The sequence below is a fragment of the Arthrobacter sp. PAMC25284 genome, assembly GCF_019443425.1.
GTDB classification, from domain to species: Bacteria; Actinomycetota; Actinomycetes; order Actinomycetales; family Micrococcaceae; genus Arthrobacter; species Arthrobacter oryzae_A.
Map to the genome: position 1 here is coordinate 2,302,511 of NZ_CP080382.1, position 24,887 is coordinate 2,327,397.

Sequence of the window (24,887 nt, forward strand, 5' to 3'; positions counted from 1 at the left end):
GCGCTGGCTGTCTCCATCACCGCGTCCCTGGGGTTTGCTTTCTACGTATCCACCATCGGCAGCTACAACAGGACGTACGGCGCGATCGGTGGCGTCCTGGTGATGCTGCTCTGGATCTGGATCCTGAATATGTCCCTCCTGCTTGGCGCGGAGTTCAACGCCGAAATGGAGCGGGGCCGGCAGCTGCTGTCCGGAATCGCGGCGGAGGAAACCCTCAGGCTCCCGCTCCGAAGCACAGAACGGCGCGATACCCTGCAGGATCGAAGGGACGAGGACATCCGGCGCGGGCGCGAACTGCGCGAAGATCACGGAAAGGATGGGCGGGACCACGCGCAACCCGTACCTGACGAGAGACGCACGCAGCCGCAGGACCAAAGTCCCTTGCCAGGGCCCGCCCAACCGCGCTCTACTGGGGCAGATGCCGCCGGGAGAGGCGGTATTGCAGTTGAGCCGGGAGGATCCATGCCGACACCCGCAGGCCAGGACGGCGGCGTCGTGGCGGTTGGCTACGACGGGTCCGAATCCGCCAAGCTGGCTCTTCGCTGGGCCGCTGGCTACGCCGCAGAACGTCAGCTGAAGCTTCTGGTAGTCCATGCCTGGGTGTGGCCTGTCTTCACCCGGAGCCTTGGACCGGTTAAGGGCATCGCGGGGAGCGGACTGCGGCACGCCGCGGAGGCCGTGCTGGCCGAAGGCGTCGAGTTGGCATGCGCGGCAGCCGCAGAAGCACGAGCGGAAGCCGGCGGGGTCGCCGACGGGGAGGCCCGAGCGGAAGCCGGCGGGGCTGCCGGCATGGACGGGGCTGGGGTTGAGGGCCTCATGGCGGCAGGCCTGCCCGCACCAGTCCTGCGGGAATCCGCCCGGGACGCGCAACTGCTGGTTGTGGGCAGCCGCGGTATGGGCGCCGTGCTGGGCTCGCTTGCGGGTTCCACGTGTGCGGATCTGGCCAGCTCCGCCCTCTGCCCCGTTATGGTCATCCGGCGTCCGTCCATTCCCGACGGCACCATCGTGGCCGGAATCGACGGCGGCAATGGCGTCGGCGATGGCATTGATGGCGTCGGCGCTGGAACACGGAACGCGGCGGCGCTGGCCGACGCCGTGCGGCTGGCCGTCGCCTTGGGCGTCCCGCTACGGCTCGTCCACGTCTCGTCGAAGTGGACGGGAACCAGGGAGCAGCGCGGGCCGCCACGCTCTGCTGCACGGACAGGCGCTGCTGGACCACGCAATTGACGAGGCGCGGAGGTCAGCTCCCGGCCTGCAGGTTGACGGCTTCCTGACCGACGGCCAAGCCGCCAAGGAGCTGCTCTCCGCCGCATCTGACGCCGACGTGCTGGTACTCGGCATTCACACTCCGGGATCCGGGCCGGGAAACACTGTTTCGGCGGTCTTGCACAAGGCTGACTGCAACGTGCTTATCACTCGCTGACCGGATCCGACACGTACCGACGAGCGGGCACGGCCCGCTCACAGGATTGACAGGAAGAGGAGGCCGCCGTGAGGGTTTGGCGGGTTGGACATCCGGGACCGATTTCTGACGGCCCCCTGGAGGCTGCCGAGTGTCCGGAACCCCGGCCCGGGCGCGGCCAGGTGCTCCTCCGGGTCCGGGTCTGCGGCGTGTGCCGTACTGACCTGCACCTCGCAGAGGGCGATCTCCAGCCGCGGCATCCCGGCATCGTCCCGGGTCACGAGGTCGTCGGTGAAGTGCTCGAGTCCGGCCCGGGAGCCGACCGGTTCCGGGTCGGCGAGCGCGTCGGCGTCGCCTGGCTGGGCGGAACCTGCGGGTCGTGCCGCTTCTGCCTGCGCGGCCAGGAGAACCTGTGCCTGTCCCCCACGTTCACGGGCTGGGACCGCGACGGCGGCTACGCGGAACTGATCACGGTGGCCGAGGACTTCGCCTACCGGATTCCGGAGATCTTTACGGATGAGGAGGCCGCGCCGCTGCTGTGTGCCGGGATTATCGGCTACCGCGCATTGAGCCGCGCTGAGCTGCCTATCGGCGGACGGCTGGGAATCTACGGCTTTGGCGGATCCGCCCATCTGGCCGCCCAGATCGCCCTCCACCGGGGCGCACGGGTCTATGTCATGACACGGTCCGAGGAGGCCCGCCGGCTCGCCCTGTCGTTGGGCGCCAGCTTCGCCGGCGGGGCCGCGGAACTGCCGCCGGATCCGCTGGACTCCGCCATCTTGTTTGCGCCGGTCGGCAGTCTGGTGCCCGTGGCGCTGCGGGCCCTGGACCGCGGGGGGACCCTCGCGGTGGCGGGCATCCATTTGAGTGATATCCCACCGCTGCACTACACCGCCGATCTGTTTCAGGAACGGCAGCTCCGCAGCGTCACCGCCAATACCAGGGCCGACGGCGAGGAGTTCTTTCGAATCGCGGCCGAAATCCCGATCCGTCCTACCACCGTCCCGTACCCGTTCGCCGCCGCGGATCAGGCGCTGCGGGATCTCGCGGCGGACCGGATTACGGGTGCCGCCGTGCTGAGCGTGGCCCCGGCGGTCTAAGCCTTTCCAGACCGGGCACGGGCCGCCGGGTCCGCAGGCGTGGTGCGTGTCCTGGAGCGGCTCTGCCCTGGTCAGCGGTGCCGCTGGTCCGGGTAGCGGAATTCATGCTCCTGACCGGCCCGGAGCAGCGCCTGTTCCGCGCCGACCCGGACCAGGACCGGGTCGGCGTCGCCGGGGGCGGCCGAGACCTGCAGCCGGCCGGTCTCGAGACGGACGGACAGCAGCTGGTCCCGGTACCGGACCTGGAAAACCACCTCGTGGAGCTGCGCGGGCAGCCTCGGGGTGAAGTGCAGGGCGTCGCGGGTGATCCGCAACCCGGCGAAGCTGCGCTGGACGACATCGATCGAGCCCGCCATGGCGCCCAGATGGATGCCGGCGCGGGTCGTTCCGCCCTGGGTGTCGTCCAGATCCGCGTCGAGTGCTTCCCGGAACGTGGCCCAGGCCCGCTCGGGGTCCCGCTGCGCCAGCACGGACGCGTGCGCCACGCGGCTCAGGGTGGAGCCGTGGGCGGTACGGGCCAGATAAAAATCGACGGTGGCGGTGATTTGCGCGGGCGTCACCGAATAGCCCATGCGGCCCAGGAAGCCCAGCAGCTGGTCTTCGCCCAGGACGTACAGGAGCATCAGGACATCGGCCTGCTTGGCCAGCCGGTAGTGGTTGGTGCTGTCGCCTTCGGCTTCCAGAATCAGGTCCAGCCGCTCAATGTTCCCGTAGGTCCGGCGGTAGTGGTCCCAGTCAAACTCCCGGAGGGAACTGTAACCGTCAAACTGGCTGATGATGCCGTCGCCGTGGAACGGAACGAACATCCGCCGGCTCAACCGCTCCCAGCCTTCGATTTCCGCTCCGTCGACGCTGAGCCTGGCGCGCAGTTCGTCCATGTCGAACCCCTGGACGGAGTGCATGATCCAGACCGCCTGGTCAAAGACCCAGGCCGCCATGATGTTGGTGTAGGCGTTGTCAGCGAGACCGCCGCCAGGGTCGCCCGGGGGGCCGGTATGGTACTCATCCGGCCCCATGACCCCCCTGAGGTGAAAACGGTCCTCCACAGTGTCATGGTCCGCGAGGGAGGCGAACAGCCTCGCGACCTCCACCACGATTTCCGCACCATGGCTGATCAGCCAGGCGCGGTCCTGCGTGGCCTCGAAATATTGCCAGGCGTTGTAGGCGACTGCCAGGCCAACGTGCCGCTGCCGCCGGGAGTAATCCGGCATCCAGTGGCCGGACAATCTGTTGAACAGCATTGTGGGTGTTTGCTCGGTGCCGTCGCTGCCGCTCTGCCACGGGAACTGCGCGCCCCGGAGCCCGGCCGCGCGTGCGGCATCCCGGGCTGTCCCGAGCCGCCGCCAGCGGTAGTCCAGCATCTCCCGGACAAGGGCGGGGCTCCGTGAGTTCAGGACGGGCAGGACAAAAAGTTCATCCCAAAACACATGCCCCCGGTAGCCTTCGCCGTGCAGCCCGCGGGCGGGAACTCCGGCGTCCAGCTCAGCCGTGTGCCCGGTGAGGGTCTGGAGCAAGTGGAACACATGCAGGTTCAGGATCAAACGTGCCTGCGACGGCGCATCGAACTCGATAATGAAGGGGGCCAGCAGCTGGCCCCAGGCCGCCTCATGTTCCGCGAGCAGGACCTCAAAGCTCGGGTCCGCCCGGTCCAGTGCCGTGAGGGCCGCGGTCCGGGGCGAAGAGATCGCGCGGTCCCGGGAGGTGGCAACGGCAACCGTTTTCGTCACGGTGACCGGCGCCCCCTCGGTAATCGCAAGCTCGAAACGGTGGCTGTGCAGTCCAGCCAGTTGCTCGGGGGTCCCGTGCACAGGCTCAGGCGGGCCGGCGACGTCGGTGCGGAGGGCCATGGCAATCCCGATCCGGCTCTGGTTTGTCTGCGCTTCCACAGTCAAGCAGGCGCCCGAACCTCCACCGCGGCTGCCGATGACGGAACCGCTGCCGGTCGCGGCTCCGCCGTCGCCGCCACCGGACGCGGAAACACTGACGTCGGTCAGGTGCCGTCTGGCCAGCTGTCCGTCGTCGGGCACGTTCGCGTTCGTGACCTCCGTGTCGCAGCCGCTCCGGACGCTGATAGTGCCGCTCCAGCCCAGTGCGGTCAGCGTCATTTCCAGTGCGGCCAGATGCGGTTCAGCCATGGAGACTATCCTGCGCTGGAGTACCTGGAGCCGGCGTCCGGCGCCGTCCTCGAGCAGCGTTTCCCGGCTGAGCAGGCAGCGCTTGAGGTCCAGGGTGCGGCGTTCGCTCCGGAGCCTCAGCCCACCGCCGGACCACCAGTCCCCGCGCTCAATCCGGACGTCCAGCGGCAGCCAGTCCGGGATGTTGACCATGTGCTCGTCCACGGATTCCTGGCCGTCGACGACGCTGCGGAGGCTGTTGTAGATCCCGGCAAGGTAGGTTCCGGGGTAGTGCACCCCGTCGGCGCGGTGTTCGGGGGCCGCTCCCCTGGTGGCCATATATCCGTTGCCGAGGGTGGTCAGCGCCTCCCGGTGCCCTTCGTGAACCGGGTCGGAGCCCGCATAGGTCAGCAGCCACGGGTCGGTGATGACCAGCCCGATGTCCAGCTCGATGACGTCTTCAACCACGACGTCGGCTCCGGCGGCTTCCAGTGCAGCGCGGCGTCCGGCGCGGTCGAGGCCCACCACCAGACCGAACCCGCCGCGGCGGCCCGCTTCGACCCCGGGGAGTGATTGAGCGATGACCATGGCGCGCGACGGGGCAATCTCCAGCCGACGGACAGCCTCAAGTACGAGTGCGGGGGCCGGCTCGCCGGCAACGTGACGGTCCACGGCCGTCTGTCCGTCGATGACGAAGTCAAAGGCGCCCCGGAGACCGGCTGCCGCCAGGACCGCGCCGGCGGTCCGGCTGGAGGTAGCCAGGACCACGGGGATCCCGCCGGCCCGGAGGCGCTTCAGGAATCCGACGGTGCTGGGGAAAACACGCACCGGATGCTCACGGAGAAGGTGCGCAAACACGTCATCGTGGCGTGCCGCCAGTCCGAACACGGTCCATTCCCCGGGGGTGTCGGACGGACGGCCGGGCGGTATCGAGACCCCGCGGGAGGCGAGGAAGGCTGCTGCCCCTTCTTCCCCGGTTCGCCCCTCGATGCAGCCAGTGAAGTCGCTGTCCAGAAGCGGACCCCGCCTCGCCTCCGTGGGGAGCCGCGCGTCCTGCAGCACGGCGTCGAACAGTTGCCGCCAGGCCGCGATCCGCAGCCCGGTGGTGTCCGTCACGACGCCGTCGAGGTCAAAGATCACGGCGTCGACAGGCGCCAGCGCGGCGGCAACAGTCGGCGACTCCGTCATGGTTCATTCCTAGCAGCGATCGGGGCCGGACGACAGTGGCGCCCGGCCCGAGACGTTGGTGCGGGAGGGCGCAGTAGGATTCAGGTAGTCGAAATGGAGAGAACGAGGGCGGGTCATCCGTGAAAATCGTGCTCAAATATCCGCTCGTTGCAGGGACGGTCGCCGCGCTGTCGGCGGTCATCATCCTGCTGCTGTCCGGGCAACCCGGCATCGCCCGGCTCGCCGCAAGCGTCTACGCCCTCGCCGTGGCTCTCTACCTCGCCGTAGGGATGATCCGCCGCCTGCTGGGCGGACGGTGGGGCATAGATATCCTGGCTGTCACCGCGATCGTCAGCACTGTGCTGGTCGGTGAGTTTTTGGCCTCGATGATCATCGTCCTGATGCTGGCCGGCGGAACGGCATTGGAGGACTACGCGGCAGGCCGGGCCAAGGGGGAGCTGACAGCCCTGCTGGAGCGTGTTCCGCAGACGGCCCACCGGGAACGCCATGGTAACCACGCCGACGGCAACGGCAACAACGTCGGCGGCAACCACGAGGAAGTGGCGGCCACCGACGTCCGGATCGGGGACATCCTGTTGGTCAAACCGGGCGAAGTGGTGCCCCTGGACGGAATCCTGCTCTCTGCATCCGGCACGTTCGACGAATCCTCGCTCACCGGGGAAAGCCTTCCGGTGGAGCGGACCGCCGGGGACCCGCTCATGAGCGGATCCCTCAACGGGGAAGCTGCGGTCCGGATGCAGGTCACGGCGTTGCTGGAAGATTCGCAGTACAGCCGGATCATCGCACTGGTCAAGGAGGCCTCGGACAGCAAGGCCCCCATGGTTCGGCTGGCTGACCGCTACGCCGTGCCGTTCACCGCCTTCGCCTATCTGCTGGGCGGCGCGGCCTGGATCATCAGCGGCAGCCCCGCACGGTTCGCGGAGGTGCTCGTGGTGGCCACACCCTGCCCGCTGCTGATTGCCGCGCCGGTGGCCTTCCTCGGCGGCATGAGCCGGGCCGCCCGCGCAGGCATCATCGTCAAGTACGCTGGCGTCCTGGAACAGCTGGGACGGATCAAGACCGCCGCGTTCGACAAAACCGGGACCTTGACCCACGGCCAGCCGGCCCTCGTCGCCGTGCGGACCTCCGGGATACTGCCGGAGGACGAGGTGCTGCGCATGGCGGCCTCAGCCGAACAGTATTCCTCGCATGTTCTCGCAGCTTCGGTCGTCAACGCCGCCCGCTCGCGGGGCCTGATGCTGGCGACCGCCGCCGAAGCCACCGAATTCGCCACCCATGGGGTCCGCGCCCGGTTCGATGGCCGGGACGTGGTGGTCGGCAAGCCAGGCTTCGTAGCGGAGTCGGTCCCCGGGGTGCGGGCGGCGGACCTGGACAGCGGCGAGATCGCCGTTTACGTCGGGGTAGGCGCGGAGTTCGCTGGTTCGCTCATCCTCAGCGATCCGATCCGCCCCGAAGCCCGCCGGACCCTCAGCGAGCTCCGGGACCTGGGTGTGACGCAGACCGTGATGCTGACCGGCGACGCGCTCCCCACAGCGCAGCACATCGCGACTGAGGCGGGCCTTACCGATGTCCGGGCGGAGTGCCTGCCGGCGGACAAGGTGGACGCGGTCCGTTCGTTGCCTGACCGGCCTGTGATGATGGTCGGCGACGGCGTCAACGACGCCCCCGTGCTGGCGGTCGCCGACGTCGGCATCGCCATGGGAGCCCGGGGTTCGACGGCGGCGGGCGAGTCCGCCGACGTCGTGATCATCCTCGATGACCTGTCCAAGGCGGCGTCTGCGGTCCGGATCGGGCAGCGCACGGTGCAGGTGGCGCTGCAGAGCATCTGGATCGGCATTGGACTCAGCGTGGCCCTGATGCTGGCCGCCGCGGCGGGCTACGTCCCGGCCGTCGTGGGCGCACTGTCCCAGGAACTGGTGGACCTGGCCACCATCCTGAACGCGCTGCGCGCCCTGAGCGGAGGCCGGACCCATGGCGCCGGCAAGAGCGGCGGCGCCGGCACGCCTGCCGCCGGGCTGAAGCCCGGGCTGCCGCCGGCGCGGGGAGACCTACCCCGCTGAGGGAAGGCCTTCCGCGTTCTCCGCTTCGGCAATGGCCGGGACGGTCAACAGGAAGCTGTCAGGGTTCAGCGAGATCGAATCAATGCCTTCGCGGACCAGGAATGCGGCGAATTCCGGGTGGTTGCTGGGACCCTGGCCGCAAATACCGATCTTGATCCCCGCGGCGTGGGCCTTGCGGATGGCCTCGCTGATCATGGCCATCACGGCCGGATCCCGCTCATCGAAGAGCGCCGCAAGCTGCGCCGAGTCCCGGTCCACACCCAGGACCAGTTGCGTGAGGTCATTGGAACCGATGGAAAAGCCGTCGAAGCGGGTGGCGAATTCCTCGGCCAGGACGACATTCGCGGGAATCTCGCACATCATGTAGACCTGCAGCCCATTTCCGCCGCGGACCAGGCCGTTCTCCGCCATCACCGCCAGCACCTTGTCCGCCTCCTGCGTGGTGCGGCAGAACGGTACCATCACGATCACGTTGCTGAAGCCGAGCCGTTCGCGGACGCGTTTGAGGGCAGCGCATTCGAGGGCGAAACCTTCCCGGTAGCGGTCGTCGTAGTAGCGGGACGCGCCGCGGAAACCCAGCATGGGGTTCAGCTCCGGCAGTTCGAACGCGGCGCCACCGATCAGGTGGGCGTACTCGTTGGTCTTGAAGTCGCTGAGCCGCACTATCACCGGGAGCGGGTGGTAGGGCGCGGCGAGCTTGCCGATGCCCCGCGCGAGGGTATCCACGAAGTACTCCGTCGGGTCCGGGTAGCCGCTCGTCAGCGCCCGGATCTGCTCCGTTTCGGCGGAATCCGCGACCCGGTCCGGATGCACCAGCGCCATCGGATGGATCCGGATCAGGTTGCTGATGATGAATTCCATCCGGGCGAGTCCGACACCGGCGGCGGGCAGCCGCCACCACTGGAAGGCGGCGGCGGGGCTGGCGATGTTGACCATCACGGCGGTGCGGGTCGCGGGCAGTTCGCCGAGGTCCACTTCTTCCGTCTCGAACGCCAGGCTGCCGGCATAGACCCGGCCCTGGGCCCCTTCGGCGCAGGAAATCGTGACGGCCTGTCCCTCCGCCAGCACGCCGGTTGCGTTGCCGGTTCCGACGACGGCCGGCACGCCCAGCTCCCGGCTGACGATGGCCGCATGGCTCGTGGGTCCGCCATGGTCCGTCACGATCCCGGCCGCGCGCTTCATCACGGGCACCCAGTCCGGGTCGGTCATTTCCGTGACCAGGATGGCGCCGTCACGGAACTCAGCGATGTCCGCGGCTGTCCGGATCACGCAGGCCGTGCCGTGGGCGATGGAGTCGCCAACCGCTGATCCGGTCGCCAGCACCTCGCCTCTCTCCAACAGGTGGTGAAGCACGAAGCGCGGGCCGGTCTTGCGCGACTGGACGGTTTCGGGCCGGGCCTGGACCAGGAAGAGCTCGCCGGTGACGCCGTCACGGGCCCATTCCATGTCCATCGGCCGCCCGTAGTGCTCCTCGACGGTGACGGCCCACCGGGCGAGGGCGAGAATTTCGGCGTCATCCAGAACGAAAGTCCGGCGTTCCGCGTCCGAGGTGTCCATCATCCGGGTGCGGGCGCTGCCGCCGCGGCTGTACACCATTTTCCGTTCCTTGGACCCGAGGGTCTTTTCGATGATCGGTGCCAGGTCCGGGTCCGTCAGGAGGGGCTTGAACACAACATAGTTGTCCGGGTTGATGGTGCCCTGGACGACGGTTTCGCCGAGTCCCCAGGCGGCGCTGATCACGGCGGCGCGGGGAAACCCCGAATCGGTATCGATGGAGAACATCACACCGGACGCGCCGACGTCGGACCGGACCATCCGCTGCACCCCAATCGAGAGCGCGACGTCGAGGTGGCCAAATCCTTTGATCTCCCGGTAGCTGATGGCACGGTCGGTGAAGAGCGAGGCGTAGCAGCGGCGGCAGGCGTCCAGCAGGTCGCGCTCCCCCGCCACGTTCAAAAAGGTCTCCTGCTGCCCGGCGAAACTCGCGTCGGGCAGGTCCTCGGCCGTGGCGCTGCTGCGGACGGCGACGGAGAGCCGCTCCAGTCCGGCCCGCCGGCCCAGTTCCCGGTAGTGGGTGCGGATGGACCCGGCGATGTCGACGGGGAATTCGCTCTCCAGGAAAAGCGCCCGGATGGCCTCGCCGGTGGCGCGCAGCGTGGCTTCCCCGGCCCGGTAGTCGCGGATCCGCGAGCGCATGGCCGCCTCGATCCCGTTGGCATCGAGGAACGCCCGGTAGGCGTCGGCCGTGGTGGCGAACCCGTCGGGGACGCGCACGCCCCGAGCGGTGAGCGACCGGATGAGCTCACCGAGGGAGGCGTTTTTGCCGCCTACTTGCGCGACATCGCCGATGCCCGTGTCCTCAAACCACTTCACCGGGGATTGAACCATGATGCCTGCGCTCCCACCCGTCATTGCCGGACAGTGTTTGTGATGGAGCCGTGTTTGGCGGCCAGCTGCTGCCTCTGATCTTTCCCGGCACCGTGCCCGCCCGGCAGAGTCTTTGGACCTTGCGACCGGTAGTCGGCGGCGGGCGGCTTGCGCCGGATGGCCGGCGGGGCGGCCGCACATCCATAGGCGTGCCCTCCCGCGGCGCGCCCGGTACGCACGGCTGTGTCAGCCGGCCGCGGACGGCCGGTAGCGTTCCAGATCCCGCAGGTAGGTGCCGAAGCCTTCCGGGGCCCGGGGCCGGGTCCGCCCGGACGTCAGCACCCGCACGCTGTCTGTGCTGGTGACCGTGAACGCGCTGCTTCGGAGGCGCTGAATGAGGATCGTGTCCTCGTGCGAGGCGGCGTCCGGGAACCCGCCGGCCGCCACATAGGCCGACGCGCGCACTCCAAGATTGGCCCCGTAGACGTGCGGGTGATCCTCGGTGAAAGGATGGCGTTCCCGCCAGCGCCGAAGCAGTTCCGGATCCATCCCGTCGGGGTCCGGCTCCACCGAGCCCAGCACGGCGTCGGCACCGGCATCCGCGAACTCGAGCTGACGCACCAGCCAGTTCTCCGGGACCTGGGAGTCGGCGTCGGTGTTGGCCAGCCAGATCCGGGCCGCCGGCCGTGGCGTCCAAGGCAGTGTTCCCGGTTGCGCCGGACTGGGACCGATGCCGGCGGCCCGGATTCCCGCGGCACGGCTGGCACCGGCGCTGCGGAACGGCACCTCAACGGCGCTGATGCGGCGGTCGGCGGCAACATGCCGTGCCGTGATGCGCGCCGAACCGTCGGTGCAGCCATCCAGCACCACCATCACGCCGCATTCCACCTCGGGCAGGGTCCGGTGCAGGGTGTCGACGGCCCGGCGCGCCGCGTTGAGGGCCCGGTCCAGATGCTCTTCCTCGTTGTGGGCCGGCATCACCACAGCGACGCGCGCGATGCGGTTCCGCGACGGCAGCGGCCCGGCGGTCGTGGCCATCCGGGTCACCGGTCCAGTTCCGGGGCGACGGCCAGGCCGGCGTCCGGGGCGGCGGCCAGGCCGGCGTCCGGGGCGCGAAGAACCTCAAGAACGAAGTCCCGTTCCCGGTACAGCCCGGCATCGGCCCAGCCCAGCTGCCGGTGCGCGGCGGCATGCACGGCGTCGCCGTCGAGTTCCCAGCCGTCGATGGGATGCCGCCAGTGGCACAGGAGCAGGGTCCCGCCCGGCCGCAGCGTCCCCTCGACCCGGGAAAACAGCGAGGCCAGTTCATCCGGCGCAAGGTAGTACCCCACTTCCGAGACCACAATCAGGTCGAAGGTTTCGTCCGGCCAGTCCTGCGGAACGGTGAGCTGGCGGGTCCGGGCCGAGGGCAAGTGTGCGAGCCGGGCGGTGGCGTGCCCCAGTGCTGCGCTGCTCGCATCGACGGCAAGGAAGCTGTCGCAGCGCTGCGCCAGGTCTGCGCTCAGCGTCCCGATCGAGCAGCCAATTTCCAGCCCGGAGGCGTAGGAATGTTCGGGCAGCACGGCAAGGGTGAGGGCACGTTTGCGCTGTTCATACCGGCTGCCCGTGTAGTCCCAGGGATCATCGCCGCGGCGGTGGACGGCGTCGAAAACGGTCTCCGCGTCGGCGGCGGCGTAGGCCCGCCCGGAGGCTCCGGCGTGCCCCGGGCGCTGCCAGGCATACGTCTCCCAGGACCGCTCGAAGTGTTCCAGAAAGGCCGGCGGCAGGAGCACTTCATCCCCCGGCAGGGGCGACAGCGCCCGGATCTGCGAACCGTGTGAGGCCATGGCGGCAGTTTTCGCCTGCTGTTCCGCCGGGCTTAGTGGCAGCCGGCGCCAGGCCCGCCATGCCTCGTCGTCCGGGTCCGCCCACAGCCAGTACCAGATGGGGTACTCCAGCAGCCCGTACCCGCGGGCGGCGCAAAACTCGGCGGCGACGGACCCCAGCGTCTCGTGGTCCGTGTGCCCGTCGTGGCGGTACGGGGCGACGACGATGGTCCGGTCCGTATTCCGGCTGGCGTCGGCGTCAGCCAGTGCCCTGCTTATCTGCTCCCGGTGCCCGGCAAGGTTCCCGTCCCGCAGACCCAGGTAACGCCAGTCCGCCGCCGGACCGGCGGGGTCCGGGGCCGGCTGGAGCTGCGCCAGCGCGGCGGCGAATTCCGCCAACCGGACAGCGGCAAGCCGGTCCGGCGTCGTCGTCGGCGATCCGGGATGCGAGGCTTCCCCTGCCGTGCACAGCAGGACCGTGATGCCGGCCCCGAGTCCCTGCAGCCGGGTGAGAAGTCCGCCGGCGCCCAGGGATTCGTCGTCGGGGTGGGCAGCGAGGACAATAAACGTCGTCCGGGCGAGTTCAGCAGCGTCCAGCGGCAGCTCTGGAAGCGCCGTCAGGCCGCCGGCCGCCCAGTGGTCTGCGCTGGTGCCGGCGTCTTGGTGGGTAAATTTCACCATGGGTCCCCTCCGGCCAGGGTCAGGCCGCCCAACTGGGCGTCGTCTCGCATTGCACGGTGCTGGAGAAGATACAGCGAGAGGTCCGCCATCCGTTTTCCGTATTGTTCGTCAAAGACCAGCGGTCCCGGCCCCAGGTTCTGACTCACCAGTGACTGGATGTGTCCGACGGCGGAAGCGACAGTTCCCCTCACGCGCAAGGCCTCGTTCCAGGCTCCCGGGCCGGAGAGGTCTCCAGCGTCGATTCTGGCGGCCGCCTGGGCCAGGCAGGCCCGCAGGGCGCTCAGGGTGCGGTCAATTTCGCCGAGGTGGGCCAGGGCAACCTGGTCCGGGTCACGTCCGCCGGCCGCCGTGTCCCGCAGCGATCCGGCAAAGCCGCGTGCCACCGCGACGGCGCCCCCGAACCAGCAGGCGGCAACTCCCATCCCGCCCCACGCGAATCCGGGGCGCCGGTAGTACCAGCCGGGTCCGCCCAGCGGCACGGCCGGGACGTCCTCGAAGTGGACGGTGCCGCTGGGGATTTCGCGGAGCCCCCTGCTGGTCCATCCCGGGTCCGCGACGTCAACGCCCGGGGCGCGGAGGTCGACGGCAAAGGCGGCCCGGGCGCCGGCGTCCGTGTGGGCCGTCACGACCGCCCCGTCCAACTGCGCGGCGAGCGAGCACCACGGTTTCGATCCATGCAGCCGAAAGCCGTTGCCGGTTGGCCTGGCCTCCAGCCGAAGTCCCGCCGCCTCAGCCGCGAAAACGCCCCAGGTCCCCGCCGGTCGGAGCCCCTCAGCCTCCGCCGGTCCGCGGTCGGCTGGCGCGGCGCCGGCCGTGGTGGCCGTGCTGGCCGTGCTGGCCGTGCTGGCCGTGCTGGCCGTGCTGGCCGTGCTGGCCGTGCTGGCCGTGCTGGCCGTGCTGGCCGTGCTGGCCGTGCTGGCCGTGCTGGCCTGGGCCAGGATGGCGGCCGCATCCAGATGCGGTTCGAGCACCCGGCCGGCCGCGACGTCGACTGCGGTCACGGAGGCCAGGATTTCCCACAGCTGGGCTGTTCTGCCGTCCCCCGGCGACGGAGCAGTCCCGGCGGCGGTCTGCGCCAGCTCAAGGAGCGCCGGCACGTCGCCGCTGGCTGCGTGCGCCGCGGACAACAGGGGTCCGAGCGCGTGGAGGCCGGTGTCGGGCGAGCTGATCCTGACGGCCCGCGGGCTGTCCGCGGTGGAAGTCCCGGTCATTCGGCAACTGTCCCTTCGGAGGGTGTGGTCGGTCGTGGCGGCGGCCGCCGAAGCAGCGGCACCCTCTCAAATATAAGCACACTTAGCATCCGGGGCGAGTGGCGGGCTACCGGACCAGCGCCAGCGCGAAGCCGTCCCAGCCCTTGGTGCCCACAGTCTGGATGGCGGTGCCGTCGAGCCGCGGATCCTCGCCCATCATTTGCAGCGCGGCAATGATGCCGCGAACGTTTGCCGGGTCGCGGGATGGATCCAGCACGGCGCCGTCCCACACCACGTTGTCGATCACCACCACAGTTCCGGACCGCCCCAGCCGGATGGCCCACTCCAGATAGTGCGGGTTATTTTCCTTGTCCGCGTCGATGAAGACGAAATCGAAGGGCTCCGCGTCCTCCTCCTTAAGGGCTCGAAGGGTGTCCAGGGCCGCACCTACCCTGATCTCCACCTTGGCCCCGAGGCCCGCGTCGTCGATGTTGGCCCGGGCCACCTCCGCGTGGCCCGGAAGGTACTCGCAACTGACCAGCCGGCCGCCGTCGGGCAGGCCCCTCGCCATCCAGATCGTGCTGAAGCCGGCCAGGGTGCCTATCTCCAGCACCCGGCGGGCGCCGGAGAGCCGGACCAGCAACTGCAGGAGCTTGCCGGCGTTCGGCGCTACCTCAATGGGCGGCATCCCCGCCTCGGCGGCGGAGGTCACGGCATGGAGGAGGGTTCGGTCGGGGCGGACCACAGTCTCAGCAAGGTAGTCCTCCACGGCAGACCAGGCCGGGGCGGCAGGATGCTCGATCATGCCGACAGTCTCCCAGTTGGACGGTTCCGCCGGAAGGGTGTCCGGCGCTTAAACCTGCCCGGGCTCCACTGGAACGTCAATTGCCTTTTCCAACCGCTCCACTTTACCGGCGAGTTCGCCTGAGAACCCGGGACGGATGTCCGCTTTGAGCACGAGGGAGACGCGGCTGCCGAAGCGCCCCGCGGCGTCCGTCGCACGTTTGATAACGTCGAACACCTCATCCCAGTCGCCCTCGATCGTGGTGAACATGGCATCCGTATGGTTCGGCAACCCGGACTCACGGACGATCCGCACCGCCGCTGCAACGGCATCGTGGACGGAGGCATCGCCCGGAGCCGGACCGCCGGCGGGGGCACCCGAGGGGGCAACGGAAAATGCAACGAGCATGGATCAATTCCCTTCACGTATCCGGGGCTCCGGACAAACCTGGCTGGCACGCTGGCACCAGTCTGCCACGCGGGCCGCCGCGCGGCGGTTCTTTGGCCGGTCTTAACCGTCATACAACGGGCCAACCAGGGCCAACAGCTTTCCTCAACCAGCGCGTTGCTACCCTAGCCAAATGAACCGGGACGCAGACCGCCGGCCGCTCCGAGCCGATGCCGCGCGAAATGTGGACAAGATCATCACCGCGGCCCATCAGTGCTTCCGCGACCACGGGCCGGACGTGCCGCTGCAAACCATCGCCGCCACCGCCGGAGTAGGCCCTGCCACGCTCTTCAGAAACTTCGCGGACAAGGAAGAGTTGGTGCTGGCGGCGCTGAACAGGCAGCTCCGTCTGCGCGTGGGCCCGGTCATCGGACAAGCACTGGCCACGCCGGACGCGGCCGATGGACTCTTCCTGGTCATCGACGCGTTGATGGAGGTTGCCAGCGAAGACGCGAATCTGGTCACTGCCGTGGCGGGCCGGCGCGGGTCGCTGACCGGCATCACCGGCGGCATGGTCGAATCAGTCGCCGTGCTGCTGGGCCGGGGGCAGCGCCAGGGCACGTTGCGAAGTGACATCTCCATGACCGACATGATCCGCCTCCTGGCCATGCTGATTGGTGTCGTGGACACCATAATGCCTGGCTCCGATGCCTGGCGCCGGCCGGTGGCCCTGTTCGAGGACGCCATACGGACCGAGCGGCCGCGCCGGCCGCTGCCGCCGCAGGCCCCGCTGTACAACGCCACCATCGAGGATCCACTGGGCTAGCGGTCCGCGGCGCGGCCCTGGACCTGGATTCAGGTGCTGAAATCCGTGACGCAATTCCCGGAGTCGAAGCGGCGCAGGATCTCCTCGGCCACCGTCCGCAGTTTGACGTTGCGGCTGTTCGAGGCCTTGCTGAGGAGGTCGAAGGCCTCCGCCTGGGAGCATCTGCTCTGTGCCATGAGGACGCCCGAGGCCAGGTTGATGGACGTGCGGGACTTCATGGCCTGCAGCAAATCGCGGTTCAGGCTCCGGACTGTTCCGAGCCGCACGGCCAGCCGCAGCGGTTTACCGGCCATGGCCGCGAACACCAGGCACGCGTCAGCGGCTCCGCCGTCCAGGGCCTCCGGACTGCGGGAGAAAAAGGACAACGTGGCTGCTGCGTCCCCGTCCAGGGCCAGGGGGATGCCCATGATGCCGTGGATTCCCCGCTGCGCCGCAGCCGCTTGGTAGCGGGACAACCGGGGTCCGGTGCCGGGCCGGCCCGGAACGACGGTGTTCCCTGCCTTCAAGGATTCCATGCCGGAGCCGGGAAACCGGTCCTGCAGTTCTTCCAGGGCCAGCGCCTCGGAGCAGCTGCCGGCCATCATAACGGGCTCCCGGTCCCGGGTGAGGCGGACAGACGCCAGAACGGGGCACCCGGCCGCAGCAGTAGCGAACTCCGCCGACATGGCAGCGAAGTCCTCGAGGAATTGCTCGATCCCGCAGTCCTCCAGCACGAGGTCCTGCAGCCGCTCCCCCAACCGCGGATCTGCCATCAGTGCCCGGTCTGCTTCTGTTTGGCCTCGAGCAGATGCTGTTGCAGCTTCTCCTCGGCCTCCCTGCGGCGCTGGGCCAACTCCTGCAGGTCTTTCGTGGACAAGACCCCGGTGTGAACGTGTGGTTCGTGCGGCTTGGAGCGATGCCCCCGGACGGGCATGGCTGAACCGCGTTCGTCGTGATCACGCATAATCCATGCTCCCATGAAGCCTCGGCGGCCACTAGGGACTAAAGACCGTTCCCGGGATCAGCCCCAGCCGAGGAGCCGCAGTCCGGCCGCCGCGCCGGCACCGGCGAGCACAACGACGAGGAACGGAGCCCGGAGGCACAGGGCGAGGCCGGCAGCCGCCAGCGCGCCCAGCCGCGCATCCAGCACGAGGGACTGCCCGGCGGCCACCGCGTTCACGATCGTCAGGGACGCCAGCAGGCCGATGGTCATGGTGCCGGCAATCCTCGACATCCGGGGGTTGCGGAGCAGGTCTGCCGGCACGAGGTAGCCCAGGAATTTCCACGCATAAGCCAGCAGACAGGCGAGCAACAGCCACAGCCAAAGGTTCATGCGGCGCCGCCCGGGGCACGTCCGGAATGCTCCGCATACGGGTCAACGTCCGGTTCCAGGCCTTCGTCGCTTCGTCCGTGGCTGAACCAGCCGATCCCGGCGGCGACCACGGCGGCAATGAGGATCGGCACACCGGCAGGCACGAACGGGACCGCCAGTACGGTGGCCAGCGCGCATACGACGGCGATCGCCACCGGTTCGCGGCCCTTCAGCCGCGGCCACAGCAGCCCCAGGAAAGCCGCGACCGCGGCGCCGTCGAGCCCCCACTGCTTGGGGTCCCCAAGCGATCCGCCCGCGAGTGCGCCCACCGCGGTGAACAGGTTCCACAGGACGAAGATCCCGAGTCCTGCGGTCCAGAAGCCGCGCCGCTGCTCGACCGGGTCCGTCTGTCCGGCGCACGTGGCTGTTGACTCGTCGATTGTCACGTGAGCGGCGGCGAACCTGAGCCAGCCGCGCGGCTGCAGCAGCGCGTTCATCTGCATTCCGTATATCCCGTTGCGCATGCCCAGCAGCGTGGCGGCCCCCATCGCAGCCAGGGCCCGAGCCGCCGCCGGCGATGACGCCGATGAACGCGAACTGCGAGCCGCCGCTGAACAGCAGCAGGCTCAAGGCCATGGTCTGCCAGAAATCGAGTCCGGAGGTGACGGACAAGGCGCCAAAGGAGACCCCGTACAGGCCGGTGGCGATGCTGATCGACAGCCCGATCCGGGCTGCCGGGGAATGCCGGAACTTCATCGCAGCAGTTCAGCCGGTCCGGGCCGGGACACGACGGACAGAACCGGCGTGCGCAGGCTCCACGCCCACGCGATCAGTGGCACGTGGAGCGCGAGCCGGAGCGCATGCTCCGAGCGCTGCCGTGACGTGCCGCCGGGGCCATCCGCCCGGCGCAGCACATCGAGGCGGCAGGCCAGGCGGAGCCCGGACAAGGCAGCCACGCAGGCGGCAGTGGCCCGGCGTGTTGCCGGGATCAGGAGACCGACGGCGGCCCCCGCTTGCAGCAGTCCGCTCACCGCCACCCATTCCTCACGCGAGAGCACCGCGAAGGGTCCGTTCGAATGATCCCCTGAATCGTCGCGGCAGAGAACGTCCGGGACTGTGCCGACGAACAGCCCGGGTTCGTCGAAGTGCTTTCCGGCGCTGGCCAGCAGCAGCGCGCTCAATGCCGCCGCGGACAGCGTCTGGGTGGTCCGGCCGGACCAGCTAAATGGCATGGAACCACTCAATCACAGCCGCCGGGCAGTCCGTAATCCACCCGGCAACCGGGTGGACCGCCATCTCACCGTGCGGCCTGGCTGCCGGCAGCGAGCCGGGCCAGGACCCGGGCCGGCCGGTTCGTCGTGAGTTCCTGGCAGCCAAGGTCCCGGCAGAGCGCCACATCCTCGTCAGAATCGACCGTCCACACCCGGACCCGGCGGCCGGCGTCCAGCCAGCGGCGAATTATCCGGGAATGCTGCCGGACGTAGTCGATGCCGGGTCCGGCCAGGCCCGCTTCGCCGTGCTCCAGGATCCGTTCGGCCTCCGTCTGCGCAGCCTTCAGGACGTTTGCCAGGGCCCCGCCGGTAAGCGCGCCGAGCCCGAGCTCCTCCCGGATTTCCTGCACGTCGACGTCGTCCACGAGCTGGCAGACGGCCGACTGCGGCACGAACTTGAGCAGGTGTTTGACGGACTCGGGGCTGAAACTCATAAAGGAGACCCTGACGTTCTCCAGTTCCGACGTAGCCGGATCCCACCCCTCGGCCGTCAGGAGCTCCAGGACCCGGTCCTCCAGCTTGAGCTGGTAGGGGCTGGGATGCTTAAGCTCGATGGCCAGCCCAATCTCCCGGCCCGCCGAGCGGAGGATATCCAGCAGCTCGGGCAGGGTCAGGAACTGATCGGACTTCCCGCCATAGGCATCCGGGATCCTGGCGCCCTTCCACGAGGAAAAGTCCAGCAGCCGGAGTTCCTCCAGGGTACGGTCGGCCACTTGGCCGGTTCCGTCGCAGGTGCGGTCGAGGGTAGCGTCGTGCAGCAGCACCGCGTGCTGATCCCGGGTCAGGTGGACGTCGCATTCCACACCGTCGGCGCCGTCGGCTATTGCTTGCAGGTAGGCGGCCCGGGTGTGCTCGGCAAAGGCTGCGCTGGAACCCCGGTGGGCGTAGACCAGCGGGCGGGCTGCCTTCTCCTGAGTCGTCATGGTGTCACGTTAGCGGATGCGCCTGCCGCCACGGCGCTAGGCTGGGTATATGCGGGTGAACACTGAAGAAAGCACACGGAGCGACGGAACCGGGCCGGGCGGCCTGGCAGGACCGCCGCGCACCGGATTGGGCGGTCGGGGATCGGCCGCGCCCGGGGACGCCGAGAAGGCTGCCGGGCTGCGCAGGATGAAGCTCCTGGCCCTTGTGCTGCTGATCGTAATGGCCATCATTTTTGTCTTCGCCTTCGCCCTTCAGCGGCAGTACCCGTGGCTTGAATATGTCCGGGCCGCAGCCGAGGGCGGCATGGTCGGCGCTATCGCTGACTGGTTCGCGGTCACGGCCCTGTTCAAATACCCGATGGGCATCAAAATCCCGCACACGGCCATCATCCCGAACCGCAAGGACCAGATCGGCGCTTCGCTCGGTGAGTTTGTGGAGACCAACTTCCTGTCCGAGCAGGTTGTGAAAGACAAGCTGGCCTCCGTGGACATCGCCCGTAAGGCCGGGGCGTGGCTGGCAGGACCGGCCGGCCCCGAACGCGTGGCCAAGGAGGGGGCTGCCTTCATCCGCGGCGCGTTCAAGATCCTCAATGACGACGACGTTCAGGCGGTCATCGAGGGGATGGTCCGCCGGCACCTGCTCGCTCCGCCCTGGGGTCCGCCGGTGGGCCGGCTCGCGGGGCGGATCTTCGCCGACGGCCACCACCACACCCTCGTGGATCTGCTGGTGGACCGCACGGTGGACTGGGTGCGGGACAACCACGAGACGGTCGGCCAGCTGATCTCGGACCGCTCCCCGCAGTGGGTGCCGCAGTTCGTGGACGGGCTTGTAGGCGACAAGGTCTACCTCGAAATCCTGAAATTCACCAAGGCGGTCCAGTCCGATCCGCAGCACGAAGTACGGCGGTCCATCGACACGTACCTGAACTCCTTGGCCGATGACCTGCAGCATGATCCCGTGATGATCGCCCGTGCCGAAGGTATCAAGGCCCAGGTACTTGGCGATCCGGAGGTCAGGGAACTTGCCTCCCGCACGTGGGGCACCATCAAGGCGGCGCTGCTGACCGCCGTCGACGATCCGCACAGCGAGCTGACCATGAAGTTCAAGGCCGCCGTCCATGATTTCGGCACCCGCCTGGTGGTCGATCCGGAGCTGGCCGGCAAGGTCAACGCCTGGATCGGCGACGCCGCCGGTTACCTCGTGACCACCTACCGCTCAGACATTGCCGGGGTGATCACCGAGACCGTGGCTCGGTGGGACGCGGAAGAGACCTCGCAGAAGATCGAACTGCAGGTCGGCCGCGACCTGCAGTTCATCCGGATAAACGGCACTGTGGTCGGGGCCCTGGCCGGACTCGCGATCTTCACCGTGGCGCACCTGGTCTTCGGCTAGCGCAGGTTTTTGGCTGGCGCCGGTCCTCGAGTGCGCCGGCGAACCTCCGGCTTACGCAAACGGCTCCAGCTCCACGCCGGCTGCCTCCAGTGCGGCGCGCACGGCGCCGGCCAGGCGGGCGGACCCGGGGGTGTCCCCGTGCAGGCAAAGCGAGTCAGGCCGGATCCGGAGCACGGAACCATCCACTGCTTCGACTTCGCCCTTCACCGCGAGTCGGACGGCGCGTTCGGTAACCGCAGCGGCGTCGAACAGGACTGCCCCGTCCTGCGAGCGCGGCAGCAACGTGCCGTCCGGGAGGTAGGCGCGGTCCGCGAACGCTTCCTGGAACACCGGGTGCCCGGCCTCCCGGGCGATTTCCAGCAAGGCAGAACCGGCGAAGCCCAGCACGGGAAGCCCCGGGTCGTAGGCCTGGACCGCCGCGATCACGGCGGAGGCCTGCTCGGCATCGCGCACCGTCCGGTCATAGAGCCCCCCATGGACCTTGACGTAGTCGACCGAGGCACCCACGGCGTGCGCCACGCCGTCGAGTGCGCCGAGCTGGTACAGCACGGCTCCGAAGAGGTCGTCGAATGTCATCTCCAGCGCCCGGAGCCCGAAGCCGGCCAGGTCCGGGTACCCGAGATGGGCGCCCACCGTGACGTCGAGGTCCAAGGCGGCGCGGCAGGTGTCCAGCATCGTCACAGGGTCCCCCGCGTGGAGCCCGCAGGCCACGCTGGCGCTGGTGATGAGCGGCAGCATGGCAGCGTCATCGCCTTTGGTCCAGCTGCCGTAGGATTCGCCGAGGCCAGCGTTAAGATCCATGAATTTCGCCTTCCAGCGCGTCGTCTGTGGCCGGGTTCCCGGCACCGTGTACTGCGGAGCCGGGAGGCGCGGAGCGTTCCAGGGCGGCGTCATTTCCGACGTTCGCGTCGTTTCCGTCGTTTCCCTCCAGAAGCTCTCCCGGGATGGTGTCCGGGAGCGGGCCAAAGGCTTCCCTGGTATTGGCGACGACGGCGCGTCCCATGACCTGGTTGCCGACGCCGCCCACCACGGCACCGATGCCGAAGGGCAGGGCCCGTCCCAGCAGGAACGAGCCCTGCCGCTTGAGCACGCTGCGCAGGAAGGCCCGCTGGACCCAGCCACGCACCGAGCCGACGCCCGCCTGGGGTACGTTGCGGGCAAACGCCGAGCCCCAGGCCTGCGAGGCTCCCTTGCCCTGGCCTGCAGCCTGTCCACTGAGTGCGCTGAGCAGTTCGGTTCCCTCTTCGCCCAGGATGACCGCCATGACGATGGTGCTGGCCCGGTCCGGGTCCACCATCCGGATGCCGTGAAGTTCAGCCAGTGACGAGGTGTACAGCGCCGTGGCTTCCAGGAAGCCCACCGTGGCGGCGGCGGAGAGTCCCAGTGCGGCAACCGTGCCGATACCGGGGATGACAGCTGATCCGCCCACGAGGGCGCCGCCGCCGGTGACGGCCAACAGGTAGTCCCGCTCCAGCTTCGCGGCGAGCTGTGACGCTGTCGCCTGCGGATGGCGGCGCTGGAGACGCCGGAGGTTGGCCAAAACCAGGGGCCGCTGCACCTCGACGGCGCGCAGGAGCATGTTGTGGATGCCCGGCTTGGGTTTGCCGTCGGCGTCGAACATCGCGTTGTGGGCCGTTTTCTGGGCCATCCTCATCGCCGGATTGCTGCGCTTGGCCATCGTTGCCTCTCCTGTCGAACCGGTTGCGTCCAGCCTTAACATTAGGCCACCGCATTGCCGGCAGAAGAAGACTGCCGGCAGCTTCAGAGCGAGTTGAGCCCCTGCGGGAGCGCCGTTGCCGGGAGTCCGCTCGGGAAAACCGTCGGCTCCGGAACAGGCACGGGGGCAAGTGCCACCGCCACCGGGTCGCTGCCGATCGTGAACAGTTCGCCGCGGACGTCGACTTCGAGCGGGGCACCTTCGCGGACGCTCAGGCGGATCGAGCCCTGGACCAGGTCCACGTGCAGCAGCCGGCCCTGGATTTTCAGGTGGAAGCTCAGGCCCTCCCAGCCCGCGGGCAGGCGCGGGTCAAAGAACGGCACCCGGCCCTGGTCGCGCAGTCCGGCGAAACCGCTGATCAGCGAGCTCCACACCCCGCCGGTGGAGGCGATATGGACGCCGTCGATTGTGTTGCCGTGGGTGTCATCGAAGTCGATGAACAGCCCGTGCGCGAAGTGGCGCAGCGCAGCATCTCCATAGCCCACTTCGGCGGCCATGATGCCCTGGACGCAGGCGGACAGGGTCGAGTCGCCGGTGGTGATGGGGTCGTAGAAGTCGAAGGCGCGGCGCTTCTCCTCGGCGGTGAAGTCCTGCCACTGCAGGAACATGGCCAGAACGGTGTCGGCCTGCTTAAGGACCTGGTGGCGGTAGATCACGAGCGGGTGGTAGTTGAGCAGCAGCGGATATTTTGACCGCGGTGTGGTCCAGTCCCACGGCTCCAGTGACATGAAGTCATTGTCCTGCGAGTGGACCCGGAAGTCCTCGTCGTAGGGCAGGTGCATGCGGGTGGCGGCCTGTTCCCAGAGTTCGCGTTCGGCCTCGTCAATTCCCGGGTGGACCAGCGCCGCGGCGGTGCGCAGGTTAAACCGGGCCATCACGTTGGTGTAGAGATTGTCGTTGACGACGGCGGTGTACTCATCCGGTCCCGTCACCCCATGGATGTGGAACAGCCCGTCCTTGCCGAAAAAGCCGAGGGACACCCACATCCGGGCCGTTTCGATCAGCAGGTCTGCGCCCTGGCTGTCCTGGAACAACGCGTCGCCGCTGGCCCAGATATAACGGTTGGTGGCGAAGGCGACGGCCGAGGCGATGTGGAACTGGGCAGTACCGGCCGCGTAGTAGGCGCTGGCTTCCAGCCCGTTGATGGTACGCCAGGGGAACAGCGCGCCGTCGACGTTGAGTTCCTTCGACCGGATCTGGGCCTCGGGCAGCATCCGGTGCCGGGACTCCAGGACCTGCCGGGCATTGTCCGGGTTGGTGTAGGTCAGGTAGGGCAGCAGGTAGATCTCCTGGTCCCAGAAATAGTGTCCGTCGTAGCCGGCACCGCTGACACCCTTGGCAGGGATGCCGGCTACGTCGGCCCGGCCGGTCGCCTGGACCAGCTGGAAGAGGTTCCAGCGGACTGCCTGCTGAAGCTCGGACTGTCCGGCCAGCACGATGTCGCTCGTGGCCCAGTAGTCGCGGAAGTGGGCCACGCTCTCGGCGAAGATCTCCGGCACCGGTTTCAGGCTGGCCTCCGCGGCCTCAACCAGGTCCTCGATGGTCTGCCCCACGGCGTAGCTGACGCTCTTCGACAGCACAAAAGGGGCCTCCGGACCAACAACAAGCACGTAGCGGACGGTGCTTTCATCCTGCTCCACCACGGTGTCGAAAGGCAGGACAGCGGTTTCGGTGGAGTGGTCCACGGCCATACCGAGCCGCTGCTGGGATTCCGCGGCCTCCCAGGAGAGCCGCAGGGAGCCATCCGCGCCGTCCAGGCGCCGCGGCAGCAGGACACGCCCTGCGTGGCGGCCGGCGCGGCGGGGGTCGTGCTCGGAGTGGTCTTCCACCGGCTGGTCCTGGCGGTTAATCACGGTCGAGGTAACGTCGGCGGACACGTCCTGGTCGGCGGTCACCTCGAGGCTGATGCCAAGTGCGCCGCGGGTCTCGTATCCGACGGCCCGGCGCTCCGTGGTGGTGACGATAGCACCGGAACGGCACTGCCACGTGATCCGGCATTCATAAACCCCGGTCGCGAAGTCGAGCGTACGGCGGTAGTCGAGCACGGTGGATTCCGCGAGGCTGAGGGTTTCGCCGTCGATCATGACGGCGAAGTTGTTGGCGTCCGGGACATAGAGGATCCGCTGCCCGGTGCGGGCAAACCCGTACGCGTTTTCGGCGTGCTTGATGTCCCAGGTCTCGTGGAAGCCGTTGATGAAGCTGCCCGGCAGTTCGGCGTCGGCGGCACCCCAGTGAGCGCCGCGGATCCCCAGGTGCCCGTTGCCGAGGCTGAAGAGCGTTTCCAGCGTGCCGGCGCCTTCTGGCGCGTACGTGGATTCCACCAGCCGCCAGGGGTCGTTGGGGAAACGGGTGCGGTCCGAGGTGATGAGGGCCATGACGGGGTTCCTT

Annotated in this window: 20 protein-coding genes and 2 pseudogenes; 6 read left to right on the forward strand and 16 right to left on the reverse strand. The window is 68.7% G+C overall.

Annotation, left to right across the window (positions count from 1 at the left end):
• Positions 1–27: 27 nt before the first annotated feature.
• The 3 genes and pseudogenes from KY499_RS18585 to KY499_RS10670 all read left to right on the forward strand — a co-directional run.
• A pseudogene (locus tag KY499_RS18585) lies at positions 28–114 on the forward strand (hypothetical protein); the annotation flags it as partial.
• Between the two features lie 348 nt (positions 115–462).
• Positions 463–1,227, forward strand: coding sequence for a universal stress protein (locus KY499_RS10665; protein WP_219886986.1), 765 nt, complete (start codon positions 463–465; stop codon positions 1,225–1,227).
• 264 nt (positions 1,228–1,491) lie between these two features.
• Positions 1,492–2,502 carry a zinc-dependent alcohol dehydrogenase family protein gene (locus KY499_RS10670; RefSeq protein WP_123256627.1) on the forward strand — a complete coding sequence of 337 codons (1,011 nt, stop codon included), beginning with the start codon at positions 1,492–1,494 and terminating at the stop codon, positions 2,500–2,502.
• Between the two features lie 71 nt (positions 2,503–2,573).
• On the opposite strand, the gene KY499_RS10675 is transcribed toward KY499_RS10670, so the two are convergent.
• Positions 2,574–5,804: an HAD family hydrolase gene (locus KY499_RS10675; protein WP_219885373.1), complete on the reverse strand. Its 3,231-nt coding sequence runs from the start codon at positions 5,802–5,804 to the stop codon at positions 2,574–2,576.
• Positions 5,805–5,923: 119 nt separating this feature from the next.
• Between KY499_RS10675 and KY499_RS10680 the strand changes: the two genes are divergently transcribed.
• The gene (locus KY499_RS10680) at positions 5,924–7,864 is read left to right on the forward strand and encodes a heavy metal translocating P-type ATPase (protein WP_123256625.1); all 1,941 of its coding nucleotides are present in this window, start codon (positions 5,924–5,926) and stop codon (positions 7,862–7,864) included.
• Here the strand turns inward: KY499_RS10680 and ppsA are convergent.
• The 6 genes from ppsA to KY499_RS10710 form a co-directional block, all read right to left on the reverse strand.
• Positions 7,853–10,252, reverse strand: coding sequence for a phosphoenolpyruvate synthase (gene ppsA, locus KY499_RS10685; RefSeq protein ID WP_219885374.1), 2,400 nt, complete (start codon positions 10,250–10,252; stop codon positions 7,853–7,855). The two genes, KY499_RS10680 and ppsA, sit on opposite strands and share 12 nt — an antisense overlap.
• Before the next feature lie 225 nt (positions 10,253–10,477).
• Complete coding sequence (locus KY499_RS10690) at positions 10,478–11,269, reverse strand: glycosyltransferase family 2 protein (RefSeq protein ID WP_219885375.1); 792 nt, start codon at positions 11,267–11,269, stop codon at positions 10,478–10,480.
• 5 nt (positions 11,270–11,274) lie between these two features.
• On the reverse strand, positions 11,275–12,717 hold the full coding sequence (locus KY499_RS10695) for a bifunctional PIG-L family deacetylase/class I SAM-dependent methyltransferase (RefSeq protein WP_219885376.1): 1,443 nt from the start codon (positions 12,715–12,717) through the stop codon (positions 11,275–11,277).
• A complete protein-coding gene (locus KY499_RS10700; protein ID WP_258190717.1) occupies positions 12,711–13,928 on the reverse strand; it encodes an acyl-CoA dehydrogenase family protein in 1,218 nt (405 codons plus the stop codon). Before KY499_RS10700 ends, KY499_RS10695 begins: the two co-directional genes overlap by 7 nt.
• A 106-nt stretch (positions 13,929–14,034) precedes the next feature.
• Positions 14,035–14,712 (reverse strand): O-methyltransferase, encoded by a 678-nt coding sequence (locus tag KY499_RS10705; protein WP_123256621.1) that lies wholly within the window; start codon positions 14,710–14,712, stop codon positions 14,035–14,037.
• 48 nt (positions 14,713–14,760) lie between these two features.
• Positions 14,761–15,099 carry a thiamine-binding protein gene (locus KY499_RS10710; protein WP_219885377.1) on the reverse strand — a complete coding sequence of 113 codons (339 nt, stop codon included), beginning with the start codon at positions 15,097–15,099 and terminating at the stop codon, positions 14,761–14,763.
• Positions 15,100–15,271: 172 nt separating this feature from the next.
• On the opposite strand from KY499_RS10710, the gene KY499_RS10715 reads away from it, so the two are divergent.
• On the forward strand, positions 15,272–15,904 hold the full coding sequence (locus tag KY499_RS10715; protein ID WP_123256619.1) for a TetR/AcrR family transcriptional regulator: 633 nt from the start codon (positions 15,272–15,274) through the stop codon (positions 15,902–15,904).
• Between the two features lie 29 nt (positions 15,905–15,933).
• Here the strand turns inward: KY499_RS10715 and KY499_RS10720 are convergent, their stop codons facing one another.
• The 6 genes and pseudogenes from KY499_RS10720 to KY499_RS10745 form a co-directional block, all read right to left on the reverse strand.
• Positions 15,934–16,656 (reverse strand): ANTAR domain-containing protein, encoded by a 723-nt coding sequence (locus KY499_RS10720; RefSeq protein WP_123256618.1) that lies wholly within the window; start codon positions 16,654–16,656, stop codon positions 15,934–15,936.
• Positions 16,656–16,862 carry a hypothetical protein gene (locus tag KY499_RS10725; protein WP_219887067.1) on the reverse strand — a complete coding sequence of 69 codons (207 nt, stop codon included), beginning with the start codon at positions 16,860–16,862 and terminating at the stop codon, positions 16,656–16,658. Before KY499_RS10725 ends, KY499_RS10720 begins: the two co-directional genes overlap by 1 nt.
• 42 nt (positions 16,863–16,904) lie before the next feature.
• On the reverse strand, positions 16,905–17,216 hold the full coding sequence (locus KY499_RS10730) for an AzlD domain-containing protein (protein WP_123256617.1): 312 nt from the start codon (positions 17,214–17,216) through the stop codon (positions 16,905–16,907).
• Positions 17,213–17,951: pseudogene (locus KY499_RS10735) on the reverse strand (AzlC family ABC transporter permease). Before KY499_RS10735 ends, KY499_RS10730 begins: the two are co-directional and overlap by 4 nt.
• Positions 17,948–18,427 carry a hypothetical protein gene (locus tag KY499_RS10740; RefSeq protein WP_219885378.1) on the reverse strand — a complete coding sequence of 160 codons (480 nt, stop codon included), beginning with the start codon at positions 18,425–18,427 and terminating at the stop codon, positions 17,948–17,950. The pseudogene KY499_RS10735 and the gene KY499_RS10740 overlap by 4 nt, the downstream one beginning before the upstream one ends.
• A 65-nt stretch (positions 18,428–18,492) precedes the next feature.
• Entirely contained in the window at positions 18,493–19,389 is an 897-nt protein-coding gene (locus tag KY499_RS10745) for a glycerophosphodiester phosphodiesterase family protein (protein ID WP_123256614.1), read from the reverse strand.
• 49 nt (positions 19,390–19,438) lie between these two features.
• Here KY499_RS10745 and KY499_RS10750 point away from each other — a divergent pair, with 49 nt between their 5' ends.
• Positions 19,439–20,782, forward strand: a complete 1,344-nt coding sequence (locus KY499_RS10750; protein ID WP_219885379.1) for a DUF445 domain-containing protein — start codon at positions 19,439–19,441, stop codon at positions 20,780–20,782.
• Between the two features lie 51 nt (positions 20,783–20,833).
• Here KY499_RS10750 and KY499_RS10755 read toward each other — a convergent pair whose 3' ends face one another.
• From KY499_RS10755 to KY499_RS10765, 3 genes are all read right to left on the reverse strand, one after another.
• Positions 20,834–21,583: a LamB/YcsF family protein gene (locus KY499_RS10755; protein WP_123256613.1), complete on the reverse strand. Its 750-nt coding sequence runs from the start codon at positions 21,581–21,583 to the stop codon at positions 20,834–20,836.
• On the reverse strand, positions 21,573–22,460 hold the full coding sequence (locus tag KY499_RS10760; RefSeq protein WP_183164593.1) for a hypothetical protein: 888 nt from the start codon (positions 22,458–22,460) through the stop codon (positions 21,573–21,575). The genes KY499_RS10755 and KY499_RS10760 overlap by 11 nt, the downstream gene beginning before the upstream one ends.
• Before the next feature lie 83 nt (positions 22,461–22,543).
• A complete protein-coding gene (locus tag KY499_RS10765) occupies positions 22,544–24,874 on the reverse strand; it encodes a glycoside hydrolase family 65 protein (RefSeq protein WP_219885380.1) in 2,331 nt (776 codons plus the stop codon).
• Between the last annotated feature and the right edge of the window lie 13 nt (positions 24,875–24,887).